Consider the following 26659-nt stretch of genomic DNA (forward strand, 5'->3'; position numbering starts at 1 on the left):
TCCGTTCTCCGCTACCTTCCGCTGCCCGCTGCGACGGTGCCGTCCTGAGCGATCACGAAACGGGGTGTGATCACCTGGGTGACGTACGCGTCGGACAGGTCGTCGTAGAAGCCGGTCTCCCGCAGCTTCGTGGTGAACGCCTCGGTGTTCGCCCGCAGTGCCGCTTCTTCCTCCGGTCCGGTGACGGCGAAGCCGTCACCGGCCGGAAGCCGGTCGATGTGCAGGCCGTAGCGGGTGCGCAGCAGGTCGGTGAATTCGTCGAGTCGCAGGGAGACGGTGTGGTGGGTGAAGCGCGAGCGGGTACCGCGCGGGTTGGGGCGCAGCAGCGCCACCTGGACGAGTACGTCCAGCAGCGCGCTGTCGAGGACGAACCTCCGCTGCCCACGGTGGGGCTGTGTGATCAGCGCGCCGGGCCGGTTCTTCAGCAGCAGGGAGTCGATCGTCTCGATAAGGTATTTGTGGTGGTAGCGGCCGCGGTAGGCCATGAGCAGTTCGATGTACTGCTCGAAGGCGCCGAGTCCCATGGAGGATTCCAGCAGTGGCCGGACCTCTTCGGGCTGCTCCTCCTTCGGCGTTTCGACGAGGATGTTCTCCAGGCGGGCCTCGAAGAACCGTTCTCGACGGGCCAGGTAGGCGTCCGTGCCGAAGCGCAGGAGTTCACCGATGGTGGCACGGCCCCGGGCGGGCCGGGTGGCCTCGCCGCGTGAGACGAGGTGATCGGCGAAGTCGTCGAGCTTGCGCACCACGTAGCCGGCGCGGACGAAGTCCGGGATGCGCCGGTGCCAGGCGGCCGCGCTCTGTTCGGCCAGGGCTGCCGCCTCGCTTCCGGGGACACCGGCCGCGTCGACGAAGAGCCCGGCGCGGAACGGGCAGCCCGCGAGCGGATCGGCGGCTGCCGCGGTGGCGGGGCAGTTGTCGGGGCCGCAGGCCGGGTCCGCGCCGCCGCGGGCCACGGCGTGCGGGAGCAGCTTCATCGTCTTCAGCTGTCCGAGGGCGAGGTGCAGCGCACAGAGGATCTTCAGGTAGTCGACAAGGGTGACGCGCGGCAGCAGGTCTTTCAGGGACATCAGGCGCAATACGTCGTCGGCAAGCAGGTCGGCCTGGCCGACGCACAGGGGCGGCGCGTCGTACCAGCCGCGTACCTGTTGCGCCGCGTCCTGGGTGACCTGGCTGTTGAGGTGCAGTACGGCCTGGGTCTCGACGTCGATGCGGGGGTCCGCGGAGTCGTCCGGCCGGCCGCGGGAGGCGGAGCCCAGTCCGGTGAAGAAGAACCTCCGCAGTTGTTCGAGGGCTGCCTGGCCCTGGCCGCCTCGCGCGTGGCGCAGCATCTGGTAGAGCTGGGCGTCGGCGCCGTAGGCGCGCGAGTGGTAGTAGCTGCGGAATTTGTAGGTGAGTCCGTGCAGCGGGCGCAGTCCTGCCACGGCCTGGCTGGGGCGGCCGCGGTTGACCATGTCGAGGAGCTGGGTCTCGATCCACCGGCGGGCGATATCGCTGTGCTCGGCGAAACCGGGGAATTTCGCGGCGTGCTGTTCCTTGGTGAACTCACTTACGAAGGCGTCGACGGAGAGTTCCTTGCGCTGCACCATTTTGCTGGGCAGGCCGTTGTGGTTGACCCGCATCAGGAATCCGGTGAGGACCCGGTCCATCTCGACCCGCTTGTATTCCAGGTGGGAGACGCCGGGGTGTTTCAGCTCGCTGTCGCGGCGGTGCAGTGCCATCAGTGCTCCGTTTCCGGGGCCGGGGCGAGCCGCAGGGTTCCGCCGGGCTGCCGGGTGAGGCGGTAGGGAGGACTTCCGGGGGCGCTGAGCAGCACTTCCTGGCAGGATGCGGCGGACAGGGCGTTCTTGAAGACGGTGAGGGCGAGGTTCTGGCCCTGACGGTCCTCGACACCGGGCCGGTGGCCACGGTGGAGCCGGTCGAGCAGCTCGTACAGGTCGAGGCGGACGACGAGCCGGGCGTGCTGCGGTCCGTCGCCGTCGGGCCGGTTACTCATGACGAGTTCCCGTGGGCTGGTCTCCACGTACGGGGAGGCGGTGGGGCTGCGTACGTCGAGGGTGAACCGTCCGGCGGGGAAGAGGCGGTGGCTGCGAATGGTGGCGCCGCGTACCGCCCTGACCTGGAGGGCGAGGTCGGGTTCGCCGTCCGGGCCGATGGGGTGCGGCATCTCTTCGCCGCGGCTGATCGCCTCGACGAGCCGAGCCAGTTCCCCGCCCGCAGGGAGCGTGCCGTCCAGGAGGCCGAGGAAGCGGCTGCCGGAGCGGTGGCTGACCATCGTGGTCCAGCGGGTGTCGTCCAGGCTCTCGAAGTAGAAGCGGCGCCGGGCGGCGGCGAGGTACGCCCTGTGGGCGTCGCGCTGTCGCCCGTCCGGGTCGGGCGTGCGGGGCAGAGTGGTGAACTGTTCGCGCAGGAGTTCCTCGTCGTGGTTTCCGCGCTGGTCCACCGAGATCAGGCTGTGGCCGCCGGAGGGCCCGGTGTAGTCGAGCCGGCGGTCGAGTTGGGGGTCGGGGACCTGGGCCATGTCGAGATCGCGGAGCTGGGTGAGGAACCGGTCGTGCTCCTGGTCGCCACCGGTGTGGATGCCGGCCCAGCTGGTGAAGTAGAAGCTGTCGAGCCGCTGCTGGGCGGTGTCTGCGCCACCGGCGTAGAGGGCGTGGATCTGGTCGCAGTCCCGTCCCGAAGTGAGGGTGTGGGCGAGGGCGGAGCGCAGGTCGCGCAGGGTGATGTGGAGCCGTCCGCGGAGCCTGGCCATACGGTGCAGGGTGGTGAGGCGTTCACGCACCTGGGGGCCTGCGGTGGGGTGGGCGAAGGTGCGTGCGTTGTGCAGGGCGTAGCAGCGGGAGGCGAGGGGGCAGGAGCCGCAGGCCTCCCAGTGCCGCGGGTCGGTCATGGTCTCGACCATGCGCCGCATGATGGAGCCGGTGCTGTGCGGGTCGGCGAAGACGTCGCGGGCGTTGAGGTTGACGACGGCGACGCCGTGGGTCTCCTGTCCGCTCGCGAGGCCCTCGCGGAGGATGTCGGCGAGCAGCGGGTAGTGCTTCTCGTGCCGGCTCAGGAAGTCGGCCAGCCGTCCTTCGTTGATGGCGAGCAGCCGGGTTTCGTGGTCGGTCCAGCCGTCGGCGGACTCACCACGGTAGGGGGCGAGGAACGCCTCCAGGACGGTGTCGTTGTCCGTTCCGTCCTCGTCCTGGCTGCCGTCGTGGTTGGTGCGGAACAGGCGTCCGCGGTAGGTGAACTCGTCTCCGTTGGCGCGATGGGGAGCGAAGTCCGCGTTCTTCTTGGCCGCGGTGGCGGCGAGATGCTGGAGGAAGGCGGTCTTGCCGTCGCCCGCGTTCCCGGTGATGACCACCAGGCGGTGCTCTCCCCGCAGCACGGCCGGGGCCAGCCGGGTGTCGAGGGCGGTCTCGACGTAGAGCGGGAAGCCGGTGGGGTCAAGGCCGCGGGTGCCGGCGTTGGTCCGCGCGTTTTGGCTGTAGAGGGTCTGCAGATGCGCCACGAACGGGTTGCGCCCTGGTTCGGCCGGCTGCGTGGGGGCGGTCGCGGTTCCTCGCGGTGCGGCCGGTGTCCCGTCACCGGTGGGGCGGCCCGGGGGTGTCCGGCGTACGTCTCCGGCTTCGCGCAGCGCGGTACGGAACGCCTCGGCATCGGGGAAGCGTTCGGACCGGCGGGGCGAGATCGCGCGGCGCAGCACGCCGGTGAAGCCGGCGCCGAGGTCGGCGAAACCCGCGAGGTCCCGGGGGTCGGGGGCCTCCTCGTCGCGGGGCGGACTCTCGCGGCCCCGCCACGGGTAGCAGCCGGTGAGCGCCATGTAGGCGGACAGGCCGGTCGCGTACAGGTCGAGGTCGGTGAGGTCCTCGGCCCTGGGCCGTTCCCGGCCGAGGGCTCCGGGGGCGATGAACTTGGGTGAGCCGAGGGTGGGGGTGAGGGTGGAGCCGGTGGAGACCGCCGCGTTGAAGTCGAGCAGCCGGGTGCCGTCGGGCGTCCACAGCAGGTTGCTGGGTTTGATGTCGCAGTGGTAGACGCCGTGTCCGTGGAGATGGCCGAGGCCCTTCAGGCAGTCCTCCAGCAGGCGAAGCACGTCGGCCGGGCCCAGGGGCCGTTCGGCGCCGCGGTCGATGACGGCCTGGAGATCCCGCCCTTCGGCGAACTCCATGCGCAGGTACGGGAATCCGCCCTTGGGAAGCCATTCGGCGTCGATGAGCCGTACCAGGTTGGGGTGTGGCGGGAGCCGGCGGAGCGCCCGGTACTCCTTCTTGAGCCGCTCCTCCACCTCCAGCCCGCCGCCGGTGAGGATCTTCAGCACTTCGTCCTCGTCGTCGAGGACGTTGTAGACCCGGTAGACGACACCGAACTGTCCCCGCCCGAGTTTGGCCCGCACGCGGAACTTCTCGGTGAGCCGGAAACCAGTGCGCAGGTCCGCATAGTTGCGCGGATTGTGCCAGTCGAAGGAGCCGTCGTCCTCCGGTTGGGGCAGGCCGCCGCGGCGCCCGCCCGGTGCCGGGCGGTGCCGCTCCAGCAATTCCAGCGCGTCACGGGCCTGAGGCCGCCGCCGCGGGTCGGGGTCGAGCAGCGCCGCGACGAGGGACCCGACACCGCTGTCCAGGCCGGGAACCTCTCCGAGCGCCGCCGCGGTGTCCCCTTCCGGGTCGGGCGGCTCACCCGTGTACAGCTCGTGGAAGAGCGCACCCGCCGCGTACATGTCCGATGCGGGGGAGAACGCGTCCGCGTCCCCCGCCACCTCCGGCGCCAGGTAGACGGCATCGTGCCGCGTCAGCGCCGTCTGCCGCACGGTGAGCAGGGGGCCGCGCGGCTGCCCCGGGTAGGCCAGGTCGAATCCGGTCAGCATGGCGTCCCCGTCACGGTCGACGAGGACCGCGTCGGGAGTGAGTCCCCGGTGCACCACGCCCTTGGCGTGGGCGTGCGCGAGCCCGGCGAGTACGCCGGACATCACCCTTCGTCTGGCGTCCGCGCCGAGGGGTGACGACTGGTCCGTGAGCCGTACCCGCAGCGCGTCGGCCCGCACGTCCTCCAGAACGACCGCGTAGCCCGCCTGGTCGTCCACGGGGAAGTCGTCCACGCAGGCCACGATGTGCTCACTCGCCTTGAGCCTGCCGAGTGCCTGCATCGGTGTGCTGATCCGGGCGAACGCCGCGTCCAGTTCGGCCTCCGGCAGCAGGGGGTCGACGCCGTGCACCTGAAGCAGATAGGTGCCGGCACCTGCCTGGCCCTGTCTGCGCACCCGGTACACCGACACGTTCTCGTACGGGTCGTAGGGATCGGCGGGTGCCGAGGGGTCGGTCTCCGCCAGGGTCTCCTCGACCTCGTACCGGCCGAACGTCCGGGGTCCCGCGGGGGTCCGGGCCTCGGCGAGCAGCACCCGCACGATGTCGTCGTGCCGGCCGGCGATGTCCGGCACCGGGTGGCCGGCCGCCGGACGGTACTGTGCGAGGAACGGCACGAGGTCGCGCAGGCGCACCGTGTGCGGCTCGTCCAGTCCGGCGGGGTCCCGCAGCACGGAGTCGTCGAACGGCAGGATGACCAGCGGGTCGCACCACACCGACAGCGCCGCGCCGGACCGGGACCGCCGCAGCAGCCGCCCCAGCACCTTGGCGTGCTCCCGGGACTTGCGCACCGGGCTCGGGAAGTACGACCCCCGGCTCAGATACCAGCGGGCCCCGCGCACCTCGATCCGGCCGTGCGCCCCTTTGGTGTCGGCGAGCAGGCACACATGGTCGGTGAGGATGGCCAGGTCCACCTCGAAGACCTGCCGGCCGCGTCCGTACGACAGCTCGAAGTTGGACACCACCGTCCAGTCGTCGGGGGCGTGGTCCCGCAGATGCCGCAGCACCATCCGCTCGGCATCGTTGACCGGCTCACCCACCGGAATCATCCGCGCCACCGGTCGCAACCCCCTGTCCACACCCGCACACTTCGAGTCACCGGCCACTCTATGCCCAGCCACTGACAACCCGGGTGCCACCTGCGCAACACCCCCTGCGGGAGCCGCGCTTGCGATCACAGCAGCTCCCGTCGGCTGCGGGAGTTCGCCACGGCGACCCGGGCCCTCAGGATGCCCTCGGGCAGGTCACCCCCGAGTACGGAGGCGGCCGGCTCGACCTCGTCCGGCCGCGCGGTCCACTCCGTTCCACCGCTCTCCGGGCGCAGCCAGACCAGCCCGTCAAGGTGATCCATGACGGTGCCCCGCCGCTCCCGCCGGGTGTCGTAAGCGAGTTGCCCGACGGGCAGCCGCTGCGGGGCGCGCTCCTCCCGCGCGGCACGTACGGCGGCCTCGTGCGCCTGGACCGCGGCGGCGATGGCGGAACGGCCGGGCTTGCGGCGGGGCAGCGGGGGCTGCGGGGTGTGGGGGGCCATGTGGTGCCTCCTGGTGCAGGAGCCGCGTCGGGGCGGCTCGGGGGTTTCACTGTTCGCACCCAAAGAGTCACCATCCGCTACGTTCGTGAACAGGGTGACGGCATCCCGCCCTGGGATGCGGAACGGCACGTCAACGGGAAGCGGGATCCATACGGCCTCGGACACCCCGCGCCTCTTTCCGGGCGCACCGCTCCGGTTCCGATCCGCTTCAGGTCGGCCGCGGCTCACCAGATCGAATGCCCGACTTTCCATAGCCTTTCGGCTGAATCACTCCTCGGCCTATTACCGACTGTCGTCGCGCAAATACCCGCGATAGCCTGTCGGTGATCGATACGAGCACAGCGGGTCGTCAGTACCACGGGGGCGAGGGGGAGCGTGGAGCGGGGCGACGTGCGGGGGCACTACGAGGAGTTGGCGGCCGAGTACGACGAGCACTGGGCCTACGGTCCGGACTACATCGCCTGGATGTCCGGTCGGATCGCCGAGACGCTGCGACTCACACCCACGGACCGAATCGCTGACGTTGGCGCCGGTACCGGCCTGTTTGCCAGGGGGGTGGCCGGGCAGCTCCGGCCGCACCGGCCCATCCTCTGCATTGACCCCTCCGAGGCGATGCTGCGCCAACTCGGCACACCTCCCTCATCTGGTCTGACGCCTGTGGTCGCCTCCGCCGAGGACATCACTGAGGGCCGTACGCGGCTGCCGTACCGGCGACTTGATGCGATGTGGCTCAAGGAATCGGTGCATCATCTGGCCGACCCGGGGCGCACGCTCAAGGGTCTCGTCGGCCAACTGGCGCCTGGTGGCCGACTGTTGGTGGTATTGCTCCCTGCCAGCATCCGGTACCCGCTGTTCGAGGCGGCTCTCACCCGGTTCGAGGAGTTGCAGCCGGACCCGGCGCACATGGTGGAGCATCTGCGCACTGCCGGGCTGGAGGTGCACCTCACTCATGTCGAGCACGAGTTGCGCATCGACCGGGACCGGTACTTCGGCATGGTGCGCGCCCGTTATATGTCACTGCTCTCCACCTTCAGTGACAGCGAGATCGAGAAGGGCATCGAGGAGATGTGTGCCGCCCACCCGGAGCCTGTGCTGGTGTTTCCCGACCGGTTCGCGTTCGTCCTGGGGCAGCACCGGAAGGAGTCCGCATGAGTACCGTGGTCGACGAGCGGTTACGACGGCTGCGGAGTGAGCTGGACGATCACTCCCGGATCGCCGACCGGCTGGGGCTCGACCTCGAACGGCCGCTGCGGTCCCTGAACGACGGCTATCCCGAGAACGCGGTGGCCCTCATCGGCAAGCTGACCGAGAGGCTGCTCAAGGAGCTGTGGCGTCACCACGGTATTGAGGGTGATCCCTCGACGAAGACCCTGAACGACCTCGTCAAGCGCTGCCGACCGCACATTCGGAGCAGCACGGTCATGGGCGCGCTCGACGACATCCGACGGTTGCGCAACCGGTCCACCCATGACGGGTACGACATCAGTGAAGAGGACGGATTGCTGGCGGCCCGCCGCCTCATCGACGTACTGGTGTGGTTCACCGAGACCGGAAGCCCGGCTCTTCTCGGCGACGAGCCGGACGTGGCACCGGAGGTGGCGCGCCGCTGCGAGTTCCTCGCCGGGCTCTACGTCACCCTCGGCTACCGGCAGGCCAAGCGGTTCGTCCTCAGCCCCAACACTGTGTACCAGTTGTTCTGTCGCGAATCGGGGATGCGTCTGGAGTACGTGGAGCTATTGCTCTCCAGGGACGCCAACGACCTGGGAACGGTACTCTCCGCGAGCGGGGGCGATCTGCTGCGCACCAAGTTGCCCAAGCTCACCCGGTTCGTCGTGCTGGACGGCGTGGGCGCGGGGCCCGGCGCCCTCCACCAGCTACTGGGGACGGACTTCCGGATCGTGCCCTACGACGGTTTCGTCGACACCATCGTCAGTCTGGAGACGCACCTCTCCGGACTCACATCCGTCAGTGGGTCCTGCGAGCCGCGGGCCGCCGTCGCAGCGGCGACACTCACCACGGATCCGCGCACCGGCGAGCAGAAGGTGGAACAGTCCAGCGACGCTGCGGAGTTGCTGACCCGCCTGGCGTGCGGCAGCGCGAACGTCCTGGTGACCGGTCGTCCGGGAAGCGGCAAAAGCACGCTCCTGCGCTCGCTCGCCCTCAATCCGGAACTTCGCCGTTTCCGCTTCTACTTCGATCTCGGTCTCAAACCGAAGGACGAACCGTTCTCCGAGTACGCGGCCCGGCTCCTGGCGCCGGCCATGGGACCGGAGCGCTCCCGCGCCTGGGACCTCTTCCTCTACCTGATCCGCTCCGGAACCGCGCTGTGCGTACTCGACGCCATCGACGAGGGCATCGAGGAACCCAGTCCAGACGGGTTCCTGAAACTCTTCACCGACCTCGCGGCCGTCCTGTCCGCCGAGTCGGCGGTGGTCATGAGCTCTCGGGTGTCGTTCCTCGCGGACTCGCCCCAGGTACGTCAGTTGCTGGACAGCGGAGCGGGCCGGTCCGAGCAACTGGTCGAACAGATGTACGTGAACGGCATCGATCCGTCCCGTGTCCCGCACTTCCACGTCGTGCGTCTGGCCGATCCTGGGGCCACCCCGCTGGAGAAGCGCGTCACGGCGGCCCTGGAGCTTCCCTCGGGACAGGCACTCGGCGACATCCTGGGCGCGCATTTCACGCGGACACTGACCGAGCGCGGTTGCGCCGGCCTGGAGGAGCGGATGCCTTCCGCTTTCGGGTGGGCCTTCCTGAACGGCCGGACAACCTTCTCCCTACTCGACGTTCACAGGGAGTTGGGGGCCGGTGCCTTCTCGGACGCACGTCTCGGTCTTGACACATGCGTTCTCGCGCCACTGCTGCGCCCGGCAGGACCGGACCACGTCGCCTTCGTACATACGGCGTACCAGGAGCTGCTGGCCGCCCACTATCTGGCGGAGCACGCGCACCTGAACGCGGCGGCAGACGTTCCGGGCGGCGCCTTCCTCACGGAGCAGGTACGCGTCTTCCTCGCGAGCATGCCCGGCGCAGCGGAGACCGACGACTGCGTACTGCCGGCCGGAGCGTACGTGGTCGGCCCGGCCGAGCGGCTGCTGATCCGCCGTGTCTCACGCGCCGTTCGCTTCGACCGCCATGCGGTGACGGTCGCCCGCTACCGCCGTTTCCTGGATGCCCTCGAAGCAGACGGCACCTCACAGTGGGACCACCCGGACCAGCCCGCGCACGTCACACACCGCCCCTGGACCGACCGGCTGAGGCATCCGGACTACTACGAGAATCCGCGCTACTCCGATCACCCGGCCGTCTGCGTGAACTGGTGGAGCGCGTACGCGTTCGCCGCGTTCGAGGGCAAGCGCCTGCCAACCTCCCTGGAATGGGAGGCTGCCGCACGCGGTACGGACGGGCGTCTGTTCCCGTGGGGCGACACGTCCGACAGCAGCCGCGTCAACTGCGCGGACTCCTGGGTCGGGCGGCCCGTCGTGACGTACCAGGCGTGGTATCGCGATTTCGCGGGTGACGCCGTCCGGGAGGCAGGCGCCTCCCCCGTAGGGGAACACCCTGGCAACCGCTCGCCCTTCGGCGTCCTCGACATGGTGGGCAACTGCTGGGAATGGACGTCGACCAGCCTGAGCGATCCCGGGGAAGCCGTGATCTGCGGCGGCAGCTACGACAACCCGATGCGCGCGGTGCAGGCCAGCAGCAAGGGCGTCTACCGGAAGCGCGGCGGGAGCAACGCGGTCGGTTTCCGGTGCGTGCAGGACATCGACACCGACAAGACGAAGGAGGCACAGACGTGAGCGGCGGTGGGCCCCGGCATGGAACGATCACCGACAGAAGACCGAGCGGCGGAGGAGCTAACGGCTCCCTGGGCTCGTACATCGTCCGGGACGACGAGGAGGAGCGGTACTACGGCTTTGACTACCGGCAGATCGTGACGGAGGGGTTCCGGACCATCCGCACCGGCGAACACGTCCGCTTCCACGTCAGCGCCGAGAGCCCAGACCGGGCGGAGTTCGTCATCCGCCTCGACCAGCCCGACCCTGCCGAGTACTACGCGTGACCGCTTCTCCTCCACCGCTCGACGAGGTGACCGGGGCGCGCCAGGAACTGACCGTCGTCCTGCCCGTAAGGCTGCTGCGCATTCCCGGCTGGCCCGAAGGCCCCTTTCCGTTCGAGCTGGGCAGCCGTCGCACCGACGCCCCGACCCGGTCCACCTATTTCGCCCCGGCCTCCGCCCGCGCCCTCTACGGGGCATCCGGGCGGCGCCTTCGCTGGCACCGTCCACTGGACGTCAAACACGACGGTCTGACCCTGCTGGGAATGGAGCTCGTGCGCACGGCCACCGCCCGCAATCCCGACCACGCGCTCGGAGTATTGCACTTCAGTGCCGAAAGGCCACTGCTGCCCGTATTGAGAGCTCTCGCCGGGCGGCGATCGGCCACCGTCGGCGATCCGCTCACCGGCCCGTTCGACCCGGCCGAGCTCCTCACCGGCATCGCCGACATCCGGAACCACGCCGCGCCATTCGCGATCGCCCGGCCCTACACGATCGCCTTCCTGACCCCGACCTCGCAGCACACACCAGCACTCCGCACCGGCGCGGACGAACACCTGCCCGCCACCGCGGACCAGTGGCTGTGGCAACTGGCGTCACGGTCCACACACGAGGACTTCCCCGTCCCACCGGAGACCGCCGGCGAACAGCTCAAGGACACCTTGAGGATCTCCGCCGACTGGAGCGCCCTGGTACTCCGGCAGGGAGCCGCCTTCCTCGGCCACCGGCCCGACACCGGCACCGGCGACTTCTTCGAATTCGGCGCACTGCACTCACGCACCGTCTATCTCGACGCGCTACTCCTCGGCTCCCTTCAGCGCGATCACATCGACGAGCTCACCGACGAGCTCTCCGACGTGTTCAACTCCTCGGGGCTCGCCCGTCGCGTGGCCATCCTGGAACGGAACATCGCCCACTTCCGCAGCACCTACTGGCGACAGCACCTCACCGCCCACGGGCCGGCCAACGACCTGCTGCTCGCCTTCCAGCACCAGCACCGACTGCCGGCCCGCTTCGGCGAGATCCTGGCCGAGGCCGCCGACTACAGCAGGCTCGTCCAGACACAGGAGAGCCAACAGATCGGCGCTGCCCTGGGCGTTCTCACCATTCTCGGCCTGCCCCTGGGGACCGCCCTCGGCATCCTGCAAGTCATCGGCGACGAATCGATGACACATCTCCTCATCGCCGTCGCGCTGTCGATCGCCACGGCGGGCGCCATTCTCACCACACGGTACGGCCGCATGGTCCTGTCCTCGCTGCGGGGTGGAGACGCACGGCGACAGCCGTGATGGAACGAGGCGCTTGAGGCCACAGCGTGGTGCAGGTCAAGGCATCGCCCTTTCGCCAGAGTTGGGCTGCCACAGCTGGCACCTGCGTCTGTCCCGGTGGCCGGCGCCGAGCCCTCGAACTGCGGCAGGAAGTGTCGCCATGCGGACGGAGATACCCGGTCCGGCGCATGCCGTGCGGGAGTTGCTCTGGGGGCAGCTCCGGAATCTCACTGTTCGCACCCGTGAAATCACTATGCGCCACTACCGTGAACAGGGTGGCGGCATTCCACCCGGGGGTGCCGGACAGCACGTCAACAGGGGAAGCACATGGCCTCCGAGACCCAGAAGCTCGACCCGTCCCGCTCGGCGCGGGACCTCTACGGCACGGAACTGCGCCGCCAGCGCCAGCTTGCCGGAGTGTCCCTGGACCGGCTGTCCGACATCGTGAACTACAGCAAGACCCAGCTCCACGGCGTCGAGACCGCCGAGCGCCTGCCCCTGCCCCCGCTCTCCTCCAAGCTCGACGCCGCGTTCGGCACGGGCGGGCTGTTCGAGGGCCTGTGGAGCATCATCCAGCGGGAGCGCTACCCCGACCGCTACCGCCGCTTCATGGAACTCGCCGACCAGGCCACCGACATCCACGAATACGCCGGGCACCTGGTACCGGGACTGCTCCAGACACCGGCGTACGCGCGGGCGCTGCTGCGGGTGGGAGACCCGGAGGCGTCGGGGGAAGAGATCGAGCGGAAGGTGGAGCTTCGGGTGGGGAGGCAGGGGCGGCTGGGGGAAGGGGATGGGCCCCGCTTGTGGGCACTCCTGGAGGAGGGCGTTCTACGACGCCCTGTCGGAGGTCCGGCAACCGCGCGCGAACAGCTCCGGGCTCTGCTGTCGTTCGCCGAGTCACCGCGCATCGAGGTGCAGGTCATCCCGTGCGCACATGGGGAACACGCACTGCTCGACAGCACCCTGACGCTCCTCACACTGCCGAACACCACGGCGGTTGCTTACGTAGAGAGCAACTACTCCGGCCAACTCATCGAGGATCCGGCCGAGTCCATGAAGCGGCGTCGGGCTTACGATCTACTCAGGGCCAACGCCCTGTCGCCGCGGGAGTCAGCCGCGGTGATCGAAGCAGCGATGAAAGGTTTCAACCCGTGCGAGCAGCAATCGGACTGAGCCCTATACGGTGGCGCAAGTCGAGCTACAGCAACGTGGACGGGGGCAACTGCCTTGAGGTCGCCGACGGCTTCCCTGACGCTGTGCCCGTCCGGGACAGCAAGGCCGCGGAGGGCCCTATCCTGATGATCCCCCGTCCAGCCTGGACACAGTTCGTTGGAAGCATCAAACACACTTCGAAGTAGGGGACAGCGACGGGCCGTAGCAGGGCCCGGCCACGGTGTGACAAAATGCGGCATCCCCTCAGCTGGTTACGCCCGCGTGCTGAGCCACAGCCTCTTCCAGCCGCAAAAGGGCCCGGTCTTCCTTGCGATCGGCCTCATCACGCTGGCTGTGGGCCTGGCGGACGGTTTCGGCAATTCGCTCGCGGTCTTCTCCAGCCAAGGCCGGTACCGGAATCGCAGCGCATAGCTCGGGGTGAATGTCCTGCTGCTTTCCGCCTGTCGAGCATGAACGAAGCACTCGAAACACACATTCCGAGCGCAGGAAAGCGAACAGGTAAGCTCCGCTGTAGCCAGCGAGCCCCGGACGTACGCGCAGAAAATGTTCAGAGAATGCGAAAGACCGCCAGGAGCCAGCAGCAAAGAGCGCCCGCCCATACACCTCATTTTCGCCGAGAGTACCCTGCGAAGCGATCAAAACCGTCTCGTCCTCCGCCAGCACATCCTTCGAGGTGTGCGCCTTGCTGATCCATCGCCCTTCCGGCCGAAGCCAGAACGCTTGACGCTGGCCCACCAGTCGGTAGCTGTATGTGTCCCCGGGCTCGCCGTCGACGCGCGGAAAGCGCAGGCCACGACTCATCTGGCCGCCCTTGCAAAACTCCCCCAGCGTCACATGCTCAACCTCCCCCAGTCGCCGCAGTATCTTTCGCGCCCGTGGCTGAAAGTTCAGCGGCCGCAGCGTCGTCGTATCCAACCCACGCTGCGCGAACCCGAGATCCCGTCCCTGCTCGTGCCACCGCAGGTCGAGCAGATCCCCGAGTCCCGCGGTCTCGAACAGGTCCCGCGTCGCCTGATGCACGCCGCTCTGGTACGCCGCCCGCAATGAGGCGGCTTCCTCCATTAGTTCATGGATCTCCTTCTCCACCGCCTCACCGAAGCGCGGCACCCGGATCTCCTCGATGTGGTCCGGCGCGATATGCCTGATGGCGGACCCATACACGCCACCCCTGACCAGCACTTCCCCGAAGCGGCTCGACAGGAATGTGTACAGGTACCCCGGCTTGATCTTGTTCTGGTCGGGAGTGACCTTGATGACGTCCTCCGACGACCAGTACCCCTCCATGTCGGGTCGCACATACGCGCGTCGGCCGGCGTTGAATCCCGAGCGCGAGATCATCGTCATGCCGGGCTGAAGTTCCAGGTAATGCAGACTGGACGATTCCGCATCGGTCTTCTTTAGCCGGGGCAACGAGCTCAGGTCGGCAACCAGCATGTCTTTGCTGCCCACGAAGGGAACACTGTGCTCAGGGGTGCTGACATAGACCCGCCGGAACAGCGGGCCACTGTTGACGCCCCCGCCGTACCCCGCCGTCAGCTCCCGCAGCGGCGCCTTCTCCACCGTGAGCCGTTCCAGCAGCTGCTGGGTGGCGAAGGCCCCCGACAGGTACGGCTTGGCAACCAGCCGCAGCCCCTGCCGGTCGAGCCAGCTCCGCATGGCCGGGTTGCCCCGCTCGGCGATCTTCACGCGTCGTCCTCCGGCCGCTTCCAGGGGAGCTGGTCGCCGTACTCCTTGATGAACTGCCGGTACTCGCGGACAACGCTCGGCCGATCGTGGTACTTGGGCCGGTCACGCTCGGACATCAGGTCGTCGTCGAGGATGCGGGTGCGCCGCTTGATGGCACGTTCGATCGCGACGTTCTTGACGACGATTTCGTCCTTCTCCTCGTACTCCTTGATGACGTAGTCGCCCTTGGCGTCCCGAACGAACAGGTCGTTGCCGCGCCGGTCGTGACCGACCTTCTCGGCGACGGCCATGAAGACGGGGTGGTCAAGAGGACCGTGCACCTGCTCCTCGTCCTTCTCCTCCTGTGTCTTCTTCTGGAGGAAGAGCAAGGTGGTGAGGATGTTGACGCCCGCGCCGACGACGAAGATCTCCACGGGGAGTTCGACGCTGGCCATCACCCAGCACTCGTCGAGGATGTACTTGCGTACCGCCTCGTCGTCGGGGCCGGGGTTGGACAGGATGCCGTTGGGCAGCACGATGCCGATGCGGCCGCCCGGCTTGACCCATTCGACGGCCTTCTGGACGAAGAGCCGCTCGGGCGAGACGGAGACGGCCGGCCTGCCCTTCACCAGTGTGCCGTCCTCGCCGCGGGACCAGCTATAGGCGATGCTCCGTTCCTTCTCGAAGCCGTCCTCGTCCTTGCGGAACAGTTCGAGCACCGGTCCGGTCACGGGGATGTCGGAGCCGAAGGGCGGATTGGTGAGCAGGATGTCGACCTCGCCGGGCGCGATGCGGTCGAGGTACTGGAGGGCGCGCTCCATGCCCCGCAGGGTGCCCATATGAGGGAAGCCGAGAGAGTCGACCTGGAAGGTATTGCCTGCGACGTCGGTGAGCATCATCACGCCGAACGCGGCAGCGCGGGTCAGGAAGGGGTCGAAGTCGGTGCCGAAGACACAGGCCTGGGCATACTTGCCAAGCAGCTCCCGCTTCGTGGTCTCCTGCCGGGCCCGCTCCTGGACGGACAGGTCCTGTTCGTCCTCCGGCATCCACGTGTGCAGGATGTGCAGCAGGGTCTCCCGGAGGAAGCCGCCGGTGCCGCAGCACGGGTCGAGGACGGTCTGACCCTCCTGGGGATTGAGCATCTCGACCATGAGGCGGACCGCGCCGGACGGCGTGAAGTACTGGCCGCGGTCGCCGCGCAGGTTGTCCCCGACGAGTTCCTGGTAAGCAGTGCCGAGGGCATCCAGGGACGTGTCGTGCATGCGGTAGGTGGCGAGCTGCTTGACGATGAAGGTGAGGGCACCGTCGGTCAGGGTCAGGCGGTCGTACTCGTCGAACAGCTGCTGGGGGGCGTAGAACTTTTTGACCTCGTCGAACAGCTCCCTTATCCGCTGGGCGACCTCGGCGCTGCCCGCCTCCTCCTCGGCGGCGGCGGCGAGGTCGTCACTGTCGATGCGGAAGCGCGGCTCCTCGGCACCCTCGCGGACCAGCCGCTCGTCATGCAGCTTGGCGAACAGCACGTACAGGAACTGCCAGAACGCCGCGTCCTTGGGCAGGCCCTCGTTGCCGTGGATGTAGTTGTGGCAGCGGCGGAACGCGAACCGCAGCATCCGCTCGTCCGCCCGCCGCATGATCGCAAGGGAGGAGGCGTCGCCCTGGGCGTCGAAGCTGGTCGCGTCGCCACGCGGCCAGTTCAGCATGGGACGATACTTGGTCTCGAACAGGGACGAATCGTCGTCCTTGCGGACGAAGTACAGGTCCTTGTCGTCCGTCCACATCCCGTACCGGCAGTCGGGTACCGCCTGCATGAGCTGGCCGACCTCGTCGATCTGCGCCTTGGCGTGGGCGTAGGTACGGATCTTGGAGACGGTGCGGCTGTCCTTGGGGCGGGGCTTGGTGACGACGACCCGGCGGAGGTTCTCCAGCTCGTGCTTCTTGCCGTGCTCGAAGATCGCGATGCTCGCGCGGCGCCGGGTCTTGCGGCCGTCTTCGTTGACCACCGGGATCGAGAAGTCGGCCTTCATGTCGTGCGGGTCGATGCCGTACTGGTGGACGAGGGAGCGGGCGATGTGCTGCCGTACCTTCTCGGCCTCGGTGAGCTTCACCACCCTGTCGCCGGTGATGTAGTCGAAGACCTCGTCGTCCGCGAGCTTGCGCGGCCCGGCGGGCGCCTCGCCGGTGTCCTCCTTGCCGGTCTTCCCGGACGTCTCCGGCCTGTGCGGGCCCTCCTCCGGCATGTCGAAGCCCAGCTGTTCCTCAGCCATCGTGATGAGTGCCCCTCTGTTCCCTCTTACCGCACGGCACACCGCCCGCCGTCCAACCGACGGCACCGACCAAGACTAGGCCAGTCCGGAACCGGTTCCGTTCGGCCCCACACCGCTCACCCTCCGTATCCACCAGAAGGTCGCCACGTCGTTATTCCTCGGCATTCCGTCCCGCATCCAAGTCATCGACAGCCCGCAGCTCGGCTGCGATGTCGGCAAGCGAGCCTTCACCCGGCACATGCCAGTATCGAGTCCCCTGAACCTGCTGATGGACCCCCATGGCCTCACCACGCATGAGCCGGGCAAGCGTAGAGGGCGCGTACGGCATACCGTCCGCTTCCCAGACCAATGGCTTGGTCTTGTTGTTCCGCCACGCTGCACGGGATCGTTTCGCGTCGGCGGTGAGCCAGTTCGGCAGGCCACGGCGGTCGGGGCCGGTCACCGGACGGAACTCCAGCACAGTGCCCTCGGCGATCCACCCCGCATCGACGATCACCCGTACCGCGTTCGCCAGTCTGCCGCCCGTGCCCGCGGACTGCTCGGTCACCCGGTACTCGCTGTAGTCGGGGGCCTTGTCCCCCGCCTTGAGCCGCTCGGTCAGGCGCCGTGCGACCACCTGTACCCGCTCGGCCGTACGAACGGTCGTGGCATACTGACTCTTCTCGCCGAAGGCGACGTCCGCGATCGCCACGAACCACCACAGAGCCCGTCCGGTCAGCTCAGGCACGGCAGTCAACCGCTCCCGCCACCGGGCCTCACCCGCCTCGTCGGTGTCGTCGAGACCTTGGATGTCCATGGTCTGGAAGATCGCATGCGCGATGAGCAAGTCGGCGTTCCCCGCCGCACTGGCAACTCTGCCGTACAGATCGACGCGCAGCTTGCCCAGAGCATCGCGTACTTCCCGCAGAAGCTGCACGACACGCCAGACCCTGGCGGCGCTCGGGCGATGCCCGAAGAGGTCACGGTAGTGGCGGTCCTCCCACAAAGTGGACGAGTCCCGCTTGGCTCGGGCGACCATGTCCGGCGAACGGTGCGTCGCAGCCAGCGCGAGCGCGGCCTCGGTCATGGTGCAGCCGGCCGCAGGGTGGGGCACCGGCTCCCCGCGACGGATGACATAGTTCAGGCCGAGCGAGACGATGAACTCGTCACGAAGGTCGAACTGCATCCGGTCACGTGACTTGAAGTCCCGCTCCTGCACAGGGTTCTGCGTGTTGGCAGCGGTGGTGACCCGGTCGCCGAAACCCTCGGGACACTCCTTGAGGGAAATGATCCGCACCAGGACCCGCCCCTGTCCTGCGTTTCCCGGGCTCCTCTGGACAGCGCGCGCTATCGCGTCCACGGTCTGCGCGCCGTTGACGACACTGGCGCCCTTCAGCCGGAAACCGACTCCTGCACCAGGTCTGAACGCCCCCTTCCCTTTCGGCTCGTAACTCTCGCAGAGCAGCGTGATGCCGTTGCTGAAGTACCAGAAGTGCTGGGGTTCGCTGAGCAGCGTGGCCTGGATCTTGGGGTTGACGTCGGAGACGTCCAGAGCGTCCCGCAGGTTGCGTGAGAACAGGTGAGCCCGGTTGTCGCCCTGGTACCACTCCGCGATCTCCGTCACGGACACGGTGCCGTAGAACGCCTCGTACGGCATCGTTTCCCTGCCGGCGCCCTCGAGCCACACATCGAGCTCGATCTTTCTCTCCGCCTGATCGCCCAGCAGTTCCTGGTACAGGCCTCGCAGGTCGATGACCTCGTAATCGATCATGCCCGGCAACCAGCTGCGTTCCTCGATCCCCTTCTTGAGCTCCCGCTCGATGTTGGGGTGCAGGTCATTCTCCGTGACCAGCGCAAGGACCAGCCGGATGGTCCCGGGATTGTCCAGCGCTGTCTCAAGCGCCACCGCATGGGACTCGATCCGGCTGTTGAAGCGGTGGAACTCCAATTCCCGCAGATCATCCAGGCCCCTGAACAACGCCCTGAGCTCGCGCTCACCAAAACCGGCGGTACCGTTCACACTCCACTTCGCCTGGACCAGAGTGATGTGGTAGCGGTCTTCTCCGCGCTCCTCGACTGCGACAGCGTCGATACCTCGATCCCCGAAGCCGTCGATCACGCCGGCCGCTGCCTGGGCATCGCTCCATCCCGTCTCGTGCTTGACGGCGAGCGCCGCAACCGCGCGGCTCAGGAACGCCCTCTCCTCCTCCTTGGGATCCGCCTTGGCCCGGTCGGACATGTCGATGTGCGGGCGGAACCTCTTCTCAAGTCCCTTGCGAAGGTGCCGCATGTAGTAGGGATTGGTCACGGATTCCCCCCCGGTGTCGTCAGCGCAAGGCAGGCCGCACACTTCATGAGCAGGGCCGCCAACCAGGCTATCCCGGCGGGTCTCCTGTGTTCCTTCCATTGCGACGGAACAGCTTCGCTCTTGCGCTGAGAAGTCTTTCTGGGCCCCGCCTCGATCATTCACGTGCGCGCGCCGGCTTGAGGGGGTCGGCTGAGGTGTCCGGTTTCCGGCGGTTCGTTCCGCTGGGTGATCGGTGCCGGTCAGGGCGGTGTGCCGCGTGTCGTCGCGGTGGGCGTCGGCTTCCACGGTCCGAGGGTGCTGCGGGTCTTCTCCTTCCGGGCTGTTGGGGCGACGGATTGGTGGTCAGCCGGTGTCGGGCAGGTCCTGGACGCGGTCCCATGCGGCGACGGCCCGGTGGGCGGCGGGCCAGGCGGGGTCGAACTTGAGCTCCCGGCTGCGGGCGTGGTCGGCCGGCTTGGCGGGGATGTCGAAGAGTTCGCTGCGCAGGGTGGCGGGTTCGGCGCGGGCGAGTTTGCCGTCGAGGGCGAGGAGCTGCAGCCAGGAGATCAGGTCCATGGTGAGGGCGAGCAGGGTGCACCAGGCTTGGTTCAGGGCGAACTTGGCCGAGGGTAGCCGTGTCAGGGTGAGCGCTTTTGATCTTCGAATGCCGGACTCGACGTGCGCGTGGACGCGGTGACGGGCGTCGAGCCACTGCAGTTGACGGCCTGGGGTGTTGGTGGCGATCACGGTGTAGCGGAAGCCGGTGGCCACTTCGTAGGGCTTGAGGTCCTTTTCGTACTTGGGGTGGATCGGCTCGCGGCGCACGACGATCCGCAGGCTCCCGGGCCGGCCGGTGAGGTCGAGCAGGTCGGTGATCTCGACCAGGGCGGCGTCCTCGCGTGGCTTTCCCTTCGCGTCGAGCGCGGGCGTCCACGCCTTCTTGGGGACCTTGGCCAGCGCGGTCCAGAAGTCGTCATCGCGGGTCCAACCCACCGAGTACTCCCAGGTGTTGGCCTTGTTTCCGCCGCCTGATGTGATCCAGGTGAGCCACTCCTTGGTGGCGCCGGCACCATCAGCGCAGAAGAGGACCTTCCGGCGTCGGCGGGTGGGCAGCTGGCGTATCGCCTCGGCGCCGACCTCGATGTGGTCCACGGCAGTGTTCGACCCGGCGCTGCCCGGCCGTAGCCGGCACACCAGATGCTCGTCGGTGTTGTCCAGGAAGATCAGCAGCGGGTGCAGGCCGAAGCCTTTGCGGTGGGCTTCGGCGCCTTCCTTGTCGGAGTGCACGGGCACGAAGGAGGCGTCGATGTCCAGGACTGTCCAGCCGGTCAGTGGTCGGCCGTCCACCCGGATCCAGGGGAACCCGCCGGGGCGCAGGCCGATCAGGTCGTGCACCCTGGAGCGGGTCCTGGCCGGCGCCGAGGCGATCTTGTCGAGCTGGAGAGGGCCGATCCCGTCCAGCGTGCGGTACAGCGTGGAGGCGGAGGCCGGATGGCCAAGGATCAGCGCGGCCTGCCGCATCATATCGATCCCCGCGATCGACCGTGACCCCAGCAGCACCGCGCACGCCGCCGACACCAACACCTCGCCCCGGTCATGCACCGGATGGAAGTCCCGCCGCACCAGCGCCGACGACAGCGCGTCGGTCAGCCCGACCTTGTCCGCGAGACGCCGCACCGGCACGATTCCTGCCTTGCCCACCAGCTTCCGCCCGCCCGTCGACAGCGACAAGCCCTCCGCCCACCCAGTAAGCTTCGACACCCGGAGGGTGCCTCCTTCCCAGCATGATCCAGTCGTAGAGAAGCTGAATCATCGCAGGTCGAGGCACCCTCCTTTGCTGATCTCACACACCGTCACCAGCAGCCGCCCGCCTGGTGAATTCATGAGGCGTGGGAGCGATGGGCTGCGCCCTGCTGTGGATACGCCGCCGACGGCCCGTGGTGCTGGCCCTGGTGCTGGTCGCCCTGTCGGCGGCATTCGAATTCGTCTCCGGCGCGATGCTGGTCTCGCTCTTCACCGTCGCCGTGCACGCGCGGCCCCGCAAGACCATGGAAGTCTTTCTGGCGAGCGTGGCCGCAGCCTTCGTCTTCACCCTGCTCCACCCCGAGCCAGGCCTGTCCAGTGTCCTGCTCTTCCTCTTCGGCGTCGTCATCCAGGGCAGTGCTGTCAGCTGGGGCATGTTCGTGCACCACCAGCGCCAACTGGTCCGTCACGTTGCGGCCGAAGCCGAACTTCGAGCTGAACAGGCCCAGTTGCGGGCTCGGGAGGCGGTGGCGAGAGAGATGCACGACGTGCTCGGGCACCGCCTGTCGCTGCTCAGCGTGTATGCCGGAGCTCTGGAGTTCCGGCCCGACGCCGCACGCGAGGACATAGCCCGCATGGCCGCCGTGCTCCGGGAGAGCGCTCACCAGGCGCGCAGGACCTGCGCGAGGTGATCGGAGTGCTGCGCGCCCCCGAGGGTGAACTTCCCCAGCCCACACTGGCCGACGTGCACCGGCTCGTGGCCGAGTCGTGCCGCGCGGGTATGCGGGTGGAACTGCTCGAGGAAATTCTGGACACGGCACCCGAATCGATCGGGCGCTGCGCCTACCGCGTCGTTCAGGAGGCGCTCACCAACGTGCGCAAGCACGCCTCCGGAGCGGAGGTGTCGGTCCGCTTGAACAGCAGGGCCGGCAAAGGAATAACCGTCCTGGTGGTCAACACGGCCCCCGGCGACAGCGCCGTCGCCGTCCCCCCACCGGCTCCCGACGCGCCACCCGGCCAGGGGCTGGTCGGCCTGGCCGAGAGGGTCGCGCTCTGCGGGGGCCAGCCAGAGTACAGGCCCACGGACGACGGCGGCTGGAAAGTCAAGGCATATTTCCCGTGACCATAGGAAAGTATATCCGAGCGCACATGCCCTGGCCTCGGGAAAACCGTCCGATCAAGAAAATGAGTGATTTTTGATGTCAAAGCAGCAGAATTCACGGACTGAGGCGCCCGTGGTGGTCGCCGAACCGGCCTGGGCGTTCGTCCTCATAGGTGGCGTCTTCGCGTTGGTCGGAGCAGGCATTGGCCTGGGAATCAAGTTTCTCGCGGAGTGGTTCGTGACCCTGCCCTGGGCCCCGATGCAGGGACCGGCCGAGCTGCTCACCTCGATTCCCGAGCCCGGCCTCAGCCTCGGTCTTGCCGCCCTCGGCGCCCTGCTCGGCCTGGTGGCGGGTGCCCTGGCCCGACACGACGCGCTGTCCGTCAGCGTGTCGCCCGCCCAGGTCGCCCTCGAACGCAAGGGAAAGTCCCGCGAGTTCGAACGCGAAACAGTGACCCTGGCTTTCCGGGACGGCAAGCAGTTGATTCTACTCGGCCGACGCACCGAGGAACTCGTCCGGGAGGCATGCGACTTGAACGCGCAGGCACTCGCGGACGCGTTCACCTCGCGCGGTTACACCTGGGCGGACAGTGACCCGTATCAGGACGAGTACCGCCGCTGGGTCCCCGACACCCCAGGGCTGCCGGAGGGCGCCAACGCCGTGCTGAAGGCCCGCTCTCAGACGCTTGCCAAGAAGGGCGGTTCCGAGGAGGCCCGGGAGTTGCGCGAGGAGCTGTCCCGGCTCGGTGTCGTCGTGCGGGACAACGAGAAGCGGCAGTTCTGGCGTCTGGTTCAGCGGTAGCAGGCCTCCCAGGAAGTCACTGGCCGTGGTGTTCCTGCACCAGCTTCTCCAGGTCTGCGACGAAGGCGTTGGCATGCGGGACGGAGAGCATCTCCTCCCGCAGCCGGCGCGCCCGGTCCCTGAAGGTCTGCTCCTCCAGGAGCCGGAGCAGGTACTCGCGGACGGTGCTCCCGGTGGCCTTCGTCGAGTGGGTCGTCAGGCCGGCCCCGTGGTCGGCCAGGCGACCCGACAGCAGCGGCTGGTCGACGTCCCACGGCAGGGCCAACTGGGGCACCCCGTACAGTGCCGCCGTGGTCAGCGTGCCCACGCCGGCGTGGTGGATGACCGCCGAGCATGTGGGCAGCAGGGCCTGGAGGGGCACGTACGGGACCAGCCGGGCGTTGGCCGGGATCCGCTCGAGTGTCTGCCGGGCCTCGTCACTGATGGTCGCCACCAGCTCGATGTCCAGGTCCGCCACGGCGTCGAGGATCTCCTGGACGCCGATGGGGTAACCAACGCCGTGGTCGGTCACCGTGAGCCCCAGCGTCAGGGCCACGCGGGGCCGGGTGGGCGGCTCCCACAGCCACTTGGGTACGACCGCGGGCCCGCCGTAGGGCGTGTACCGCAGCGAGTGGTAGTCGAGGCCCGGGGCATGGACCTGCAGGGACGGCGGCAGCACGTCCAGGGAAAACTGTCCGGTGACCATGTCCTCGGAGAACGCGCCCCCGTACGCGCGGGCGTACGAGCCGAGCCAGTCCGCGAGCGGGTCCGTCCGGTGTTCCTCCGGCTGCTCTGCATTGAGCCGGACGTAGTGCTGACGGGTGACGCCGTAGACATCGGCACCGATCAGCAGACGGGCGTGGGCTGCCCCGGTGGCCTTGGCCGCGATGCCGCCCGCAAACGTCAGCGGCTCCCAGATGATCAGGTCCGGCTGCCATTCCCGGGCGAACTCCACCAGGGGCGCCGTCAGCGGCACATTGGTCATCTTGTGCCAACTCTCGATCTGGACCTCGTAGCCGGTGCGCAGTGACTCCAGCGTGATGTCCTCCGGCCGCCGTTCGACGGCGTCGTACGGCTCAGGCAGGCCGGGCAGCAGCTTCGAGCCGGTGTTCTTGACCCGGCCGACGATCTGCCAGAGGTCCCGGTTGCTGCCGACGGGCACGGCGGTGAGTCCCAGGGCTCCGTCAAGTTCCCTGGATGCGAGGGTGGTTGACGGAGCCCTGGTGTGAATCCGCAGCAGATCACACCCGGACACCAGGTGGGCTTGATTCACTTCGGCGGACATCCAGGATCAGGGCCCCCGGAAGGATGTCCAACATGGAGAGCATGGGGAAGGAGAAGCCGCGTCCTCGCCGCTCGTTCACGCCGGAGTTCAAGGCCGAGATCGTCGAGCTGTGCCAGCGCGGCGACCGCTCGATCGGTCAGGGCGCCAAGGACTTCGACCTGACCGAGACCGTGGTGGGCGGCGGCCCGGCTGGGCCGCCGCCCACCACGGTCTTCGAGTGGATCGAAGGCTGGTACAACTTGCACCGATTGCACAGCAGCCTCGGCTACCGCAGTCCGGCCGACTACGAGGCCGCCTTGGCGGCCTGACCACCGCACCAATGGTGTCCGCCAAAGCGGAGTAAGCTCAAGGGAGCCGCGATTCCGTACGAGGAAGGCGCGGCTCCTGGCTTGGTGAAGATCAGCTGCGCAGCGCGCCCGCCGCCTGTCCGACCGTCGGAATGCTGCCGACCGACGGCGCCTGCGCCACCGGGCCGGTGACCTCCCGCGAGTCGACCGCGCGGAAGTCGGCCACCTGCGTGCTGACGCCGTTGTCGAGCGGATCCACACCCGTGTCCGCCAGAGGGTTGGGCTTGAGGTCTGCCACCGTACCCACGACCTGGCCCCCATCGTCGAGGACCGTTCCGGAGTTCGCGGCCGCCGCCGTGGCCGCGCCGACGCCGAGGGCCATGCCCGTGGTCGCAAGGACGGCCAGGGCGCGTCGGGCGGTCGGCGTCTTGAGGGTCTTGTGTCGGGCCATCGCTCTGCCACCTGCCATCTCCACCGAGTGATCGATCCGATGCGAAGAGTAGTTGACGTGTGACGCTCGCTTCAAAGCCGCGCCTCGGGGTCGTCCACCCCCCGTCCGATGCCTCAGACTGGTGTCCCGTGAGTTCCCAGTCGCCCTTCTCCGCGCGTGTCGTGCTGCTCTGCGGCCCCTCCGGCTCCGGCAAGTCCCTCCTCTCGGCCCGCTCCGGCCTGCCGGTGCTGCGCCTCGACGACTTCTACAAGGAGGGCGACGACCCGTCGCTGCCCCTCGTGACGGGCAGTTCCGACATCGACTGGGACCACCCCGGCTCCTGGGACGCGGACGCCGCCGTCGCCGCGATCGACCGGCTGTGCCGTACGGGCCGTACGGACGTGCCCGTCTACGACATCGGCCTGAGCGCCCGTACGGGTGCGTCGCACGTGGACTTCGGCGCGGCCCCGCTGTTCATAGCGGAGGGCATCTTCGCCGCGGAGATCGTCACGCGCTGCGGCGAACTCGGCCTCCTGGCCGACGCGTTGTGCCTGAGCCGGGGCCCGGTGAAGACCTTCCGCCGCAGGTTCCTGCGGGACCTCAGGGAGGGCCGCAAGTCCGTGCCGTTCCTGCTGCGCCGTGGCTGGCGGCTGATGCGGCTGGAGCGGTCGATCGTCAGCCGTCAGACCGCGCTCGGCGCGCACGCCTGCGACCGCGACGAGGCACTGACCCGCCTCGCGGCCGCGCGGCGCGACAGCGGCAGCGGACGGGGCGGGGCCGACACGGACACGGGCACGGCGCGTACGCCTGTCCGGCCCGTGTAGTCGGCATGTAACCGGCGCCGCGCCGACGCGGACCTGGGCACGCGCAGAAGCGGGACCGGAAGGCCCCCGGCCCTCCGGTCCCGCTTCCTCGTGGCTCCCCCGCTCCGTGGTGACGTCCCCCGACGTCCCCGCGTCCCCCGTTACTTGCTCCCCCCGGTTCCCCCTGGGATCCCCCGATCCCTCGGTCCCCGTTTTCCCCGTGGTCCCCCGGTCCCCCGTGCTCCCCCCCCCGTACCTTCAGGCGACCAGCTCCCCGAAGGCGCTCTCCTCGTCACGGCCGAAGCTCAGGGCCTCGTCGTCGCGCAGCCGGCGGAGCGACCGCCAGATGCTCGACTTCACCGTGCCGACACTGATGCCGAGGATGTCCGCGATCTCCGGGTCCGTGCGGCCCTCGTAGTAGCGCAGGACCAGCATGGTGCGCTGGAGCTCTGGCAGCCGCGCCAGCGCCTGCCAGAGGACCGCGCGCAGCTCGGTGCCGCGCATCGCGTCCGTGTCGCCCACCGTCTCCGGCAGTTCCTCGGTCGGGTACTCGTTCAGCTTGCGGCGGCGCCACGCGCTGATGTGCAGGTTGGTCATGGTGCGGCGGAGGTATCCGCCGACCGCGGCCTTGTCACTGATCCGCTCCCATGCCCGGTAGGTCGAGAACAGGGCGCTCTGCAGCAGGTCCTCGGCCTCGAAGCGGTCGCCGGTCAGGTGGTAGGCGGTCGCGTACAGGGAGGTGCGTCGCTCCTGGACGTAGGCGGTGAACTCCGCCTCCGACAGTGAACGGCGCTCCCCCGTCCCCTCCCCGTACCCGCTTCCCCCGCGTATTTCCCCCGTGCCCCCCGTGGGCGCGTCGATCACCGTCATGAAGCCGGTGTGACGCCCGGTGCCGCGACCGCACCCCCGTTTGGTCGCGGCACCGGCCTTCTCACCACCCCGGTGCACGTCGTGCAGACGCGTGACAACCGCGCTGTAGCTGGTGCCGTGCAGCGTGCTCATCTCGCGCCCCCCGTCGTGGACTTCCGGTGTGTTCGCCTTGCTGTACCGCTGTCCTGCTGATGACGGAAAGCCTGCCCGGGTGACTTCATCGCCGTGTCCGCCGACTGTCACAGGCCTGTCACAGAGGGCGGCCTCGGTCCGGAGCCGTCGTCGCCCGCGCC

At 68.5% G+C, this 26659-nt stretch carries 21 protein-coding genes; 11 read left to right on the top strand and 10 right to left on the bottom strand.

The window, feature by feature from the left end:
- Positions 1 to 11: 11 nt before the first annotated feature.
- From mads7 to HUV60_RS11910, 3 genes are all read right to left on the bottom strand, one after another.
- A complete protein-coding gene (gene mads7, locus HUV60_RS11900) occupies positions 12 to 1718 on the bottom strand; it encodes a methylation-associated defense system protein MAD7 (RefSeq protein WP_257847457.1) in 1707 nt (568 codons plus the stop codon).
- Positions 1718 to 5887, bottom strand: a complete 4170-nt coding sequence (gene mads6 / locus HUV60_RS11905) for a methylation-associated defense system protein kinase MAD6 (protein WP_257847456.1) — start codon at positions 5885 to 5887, stop codon at positions 1718 to 1720. Before mads6 ends, mads7 begins: the two co-directional genes overlap by 1 nt.
- A 125-nt stretch (positions 5888 to 6012) precedes the next feature.
- Positions 6013 to 6369, bottom strand: a complete 357-nt coding sequence (locus HUV60_RS11910) for a hypothetical protein (protein WP_257847455.1) — start codon at positions 6367 to 6369, stop codon at positions 6013 to 6015.
- A gap of 375 nt (positions 6370 to 6744) precedes the next feature.
- Here HUV60_RS11910 and HUV60_RS11915 point away from each other — a divergent pair, with 375 nt between their 5' ends.
- The 6 genes from HUV60_RS11915 (at position 6745) to HUV60_RS11940 (ending at position 13055) form a co-directional block, all read left to right on the top strand.
- Positions 6745 to 7521: a class I SAM-dependent methyltransferase gene (locus HUV60_RS11915; protein WP_269441175.1), complete on the top strand. Its 777-nt coding sequence runs from the start codon at positions 6745 to 6747 to the stop codon at positions 7519 to 7521.
- A complete protein-coding gene (locus HUV60_RS11920) occupies positions 7518 to 10169 on the top strand; it encodes an SUMF1/EgtB/PvdO family nonheme iron enzyme (RefSeq protein ID WP_257847453.1) in 2652 nt (883 codons plus the stop codon). The genes HUV60_RS11915 and HUV60_RS11920 overlap by 4 nt, the downstream gene beginning before the upstream one ends.
- Entirely contained in the window at positions 10166 to 10432 is a 267-nt protein-coding gene (locus HUV60_RS11925) for a hypothetical protein (protein ID WP_062194076.1), read from the top strand. The genes HUV60_RS11920 and HUV60_RS11925 overlap by 4 nt, the downstream gene beginning before the upstream one ends.
- Positions 10429 to 11715 (top strand): hypothetical protein, encoded by a 1287-nt coding sequence (locus HUV60_RS11930; protein WP_062194073.1) that lies wholly within the window; start codon positions 10429 to 10431, stop codon positions 11713 to 11715. Before HUV60_RS11925 ends, HUV60_RS11930 begins: the two co-directional genes overlap by 4 nt.
- Positions 11716 to 12021: 306 nt before the next feature.
- Positions 12022 to 12870 (top strand): DUF5753 domain-containing protein, encoded by an 849-nt coding sequence (locus HUV60_RS11935; RefSeq protein ID WP_069086982.1) that lies wholly within the window; start codon positions 12022 to 12024, stop codon positions 12868 to 12870.
- Complete coding sequence (locus tag HUV60_RS11940) at positions 12849 to 13055, top strand: DUF397 domain-containing protein (RefSeq protein ID WP_079139438.1); 207 nt, start codon at positions 12849 to 12851, stop codon at positions 13053 to 13055. Before HUV60_RS11935 ends, HUV60_RS11940 begins: the two co-directional genes overlap by 22 nt.
- Positions 13056 to 13113: 58 nt before the next feature.
- Here the strand turns inward: HUV60_RS11940 and mads5 are convergent, their stop codons facing one another.
- The 4 genes from mads5 to HUV60_RS11960 all read right to left on the bottom strand — a co-directional run bounded on the left by mads5 (position 13114) and on the right by HUV60_RS11960 (position 20826).
- Positions 13114 to 14556, bottom strand: coding sequence for a methylation-associated defense system restriction endonuclease subunit S MAD5 (gene mads5, locus HUV60_RS11945; protein ID WP_257847452.1), 1443 nt, complete (start codon positions 14554 to 14556; stop codon positions 13114 to 13116).
- Positions 14553 to 16799, bottom strand: a complete 2247-nt coding sequence (gene mads2, locus HUV60_RS11950) for a methylation-associated defense system DNA methyltransferase MAD2 (RefSeq protein ID WP_257847451.1) — start codon at positions 16797 to 16799, stop codon at positions 14553 to 14555. The genes mads5 and mads2 overlap by 4 nt, the downstream gene beginning before the upstream one ends.
- 151 nt (positions 16800 to 16950) lie before the next feature.
- Positions 16951 to 19086 (bottom strand): AIPR family protein, encoded by a 2136-nt coding sequence (locus tag HUV60_RS11955; RefSeq protein ID WP_257847450.1) that lies wholly within the window; start codon positions 19084 to 19086, stop codon positions 16951 to 16953.
- 342 nt (positions 19087 to 19428) lie between these two features.
- Positions 19429 to 20826 carry an IS1380 family transposase gene (locus HUV60_RS11960; protein WP_269441176.1) on the bottom strand — a complete coding sequence of 466 codons (1398 nt, stop codon included), beginning with the start codon at positions 20824 to 20826 and terminating at the stop codon, positions 19429 to 19431.
- 137 nt (positions 20827 to 20963) lie between these two features.
- Between HUV60_RS11960 and HUV60_RS11965 the strand changes: the two genes are divergently transcribed.
- From HUV60_RS11965 to HUV60_RS11975, 3 genes are all read left to right on the top strand, one after another.
- Entirely contained in the window at positions 20964 to 21500 is a 537-nt protein-coding gene (locus HUV60_RS11965; RefSeq protein ID WP_257850080.1) for a histidine kinase dimerization/phosphoacceptor domain-containing protein, read from the top strand.
- A complete protein-coding gene (locus tag HUV60_RS11970; RefSeq protein ID WP_257847448.1) occupies positions 21497 to 21931 on the top strand; it encodes a sensor histidine kinase in 435 nt (144 codons plus the stop codon). Before HUV60_RS11965 ends, HUV60_RS11970 begins: the two co-directional genes overlap by 4 nt.
- 76 nt (positions 21932 to 22007) lie before the next feature.
- Positions 22008 to 22712 carry a YqeB family protein gene (locus tag HUV60_RS11975; RefSeq protein ID WP_257847447.1) on the top strand — a complete coding sequence of 235 codons (705 nt, stop codon included), beginning with the start codon at positions 22008 to 22010 and terminating at the stop codon, positions 22710 to 22712.
- A gap of 16 nt (positions 22713 to 22728) precedes the next feature.
- Here the strand turns inward: HUV60_RS11975 and HUV60_RS11980 are convergent, their stop codons facing one another.
- A complete protein-coding gene (locus HUV60_RS11980; RefSeq protein WP_257847446.1) occupies positions 22729 to 23964 on the bottom strand; it encodes a nucleotide disphospho-sugar-binding domain-containing protein in 1236 nt (411 codons plus the stop codon).
- 44 nt (positions 23965 to 24008) lie between these two features.
- On the opposite strand from HUV60_RS11980, the gene HUV60_RS11985 reads away from it, so the two are divergent.
- Positions 24009 to 24284: a hypothetical protein gene (locus HUV60_RS11985; RefSeq protein ID WP_269441294.1), complete on the top strand. Its 276-nt coding sequence runs from the start codon at positions 24009 to 24011 to the stop codon at positions 24282 to 24284.
- A 91-nt stretch (positions 24285 to 24375) separates the two neighbouring features.
- On the opposite strand, the gene HUV60_RS11990 is transcribed toward HUV60_RS11985, so the two are convergent.
- Positions 24376 to 24714, bottom strand: a complete 339-nt coding sequence (locus tag HUV60_RS11990; protein WP_062193208.1) for a hypothetical protein — start codon at positions 24712 to 24714, stop codon at positions 24376 to 24378.
- 128 nt (positions 24715 to 24842) lie between these two features.
- Between HUV60_RS11990 and HUV60_RS11995 the strand changes: the two genes are divergently transcribed.
- Positions 24843 to 25517 (top strand): uridine kinase, encoded by a 675-nt coding sequence (locus HUV60_RS11995; RefSeq protein WP_257851276.1) that lies wholly within the window; start codon positions 24843 to 24845, stop codon positions 25515 to 25517.
- 237 nt (positions 25518 to 25754) lie between these two features.
- On the opposite strand, the gene HUV60_RS12000 is transcribed toward HUV60_RS11995, so the two are convergent.
- Entirely contained in the window at positions 25755 to 26498 is a 744-nt protein-coding gene (locus HUV60_RS12000) for a SigE family RNA polymerase sigma factor (RefSeq protein WP_257851275.1), read from the bottom strand.
- Positions 26499 to 26659 lie beyond the last annotated feature (161 nt).

Source organism: Streptomyces sp. KMM 9044 (assembly GCF_024701375.2).
Taxonomy (GTDB): Bacteria; Actinomycetota; Actinomycetes; order Streptomycetales; family Streptomycetaceae; genus Streptomyces.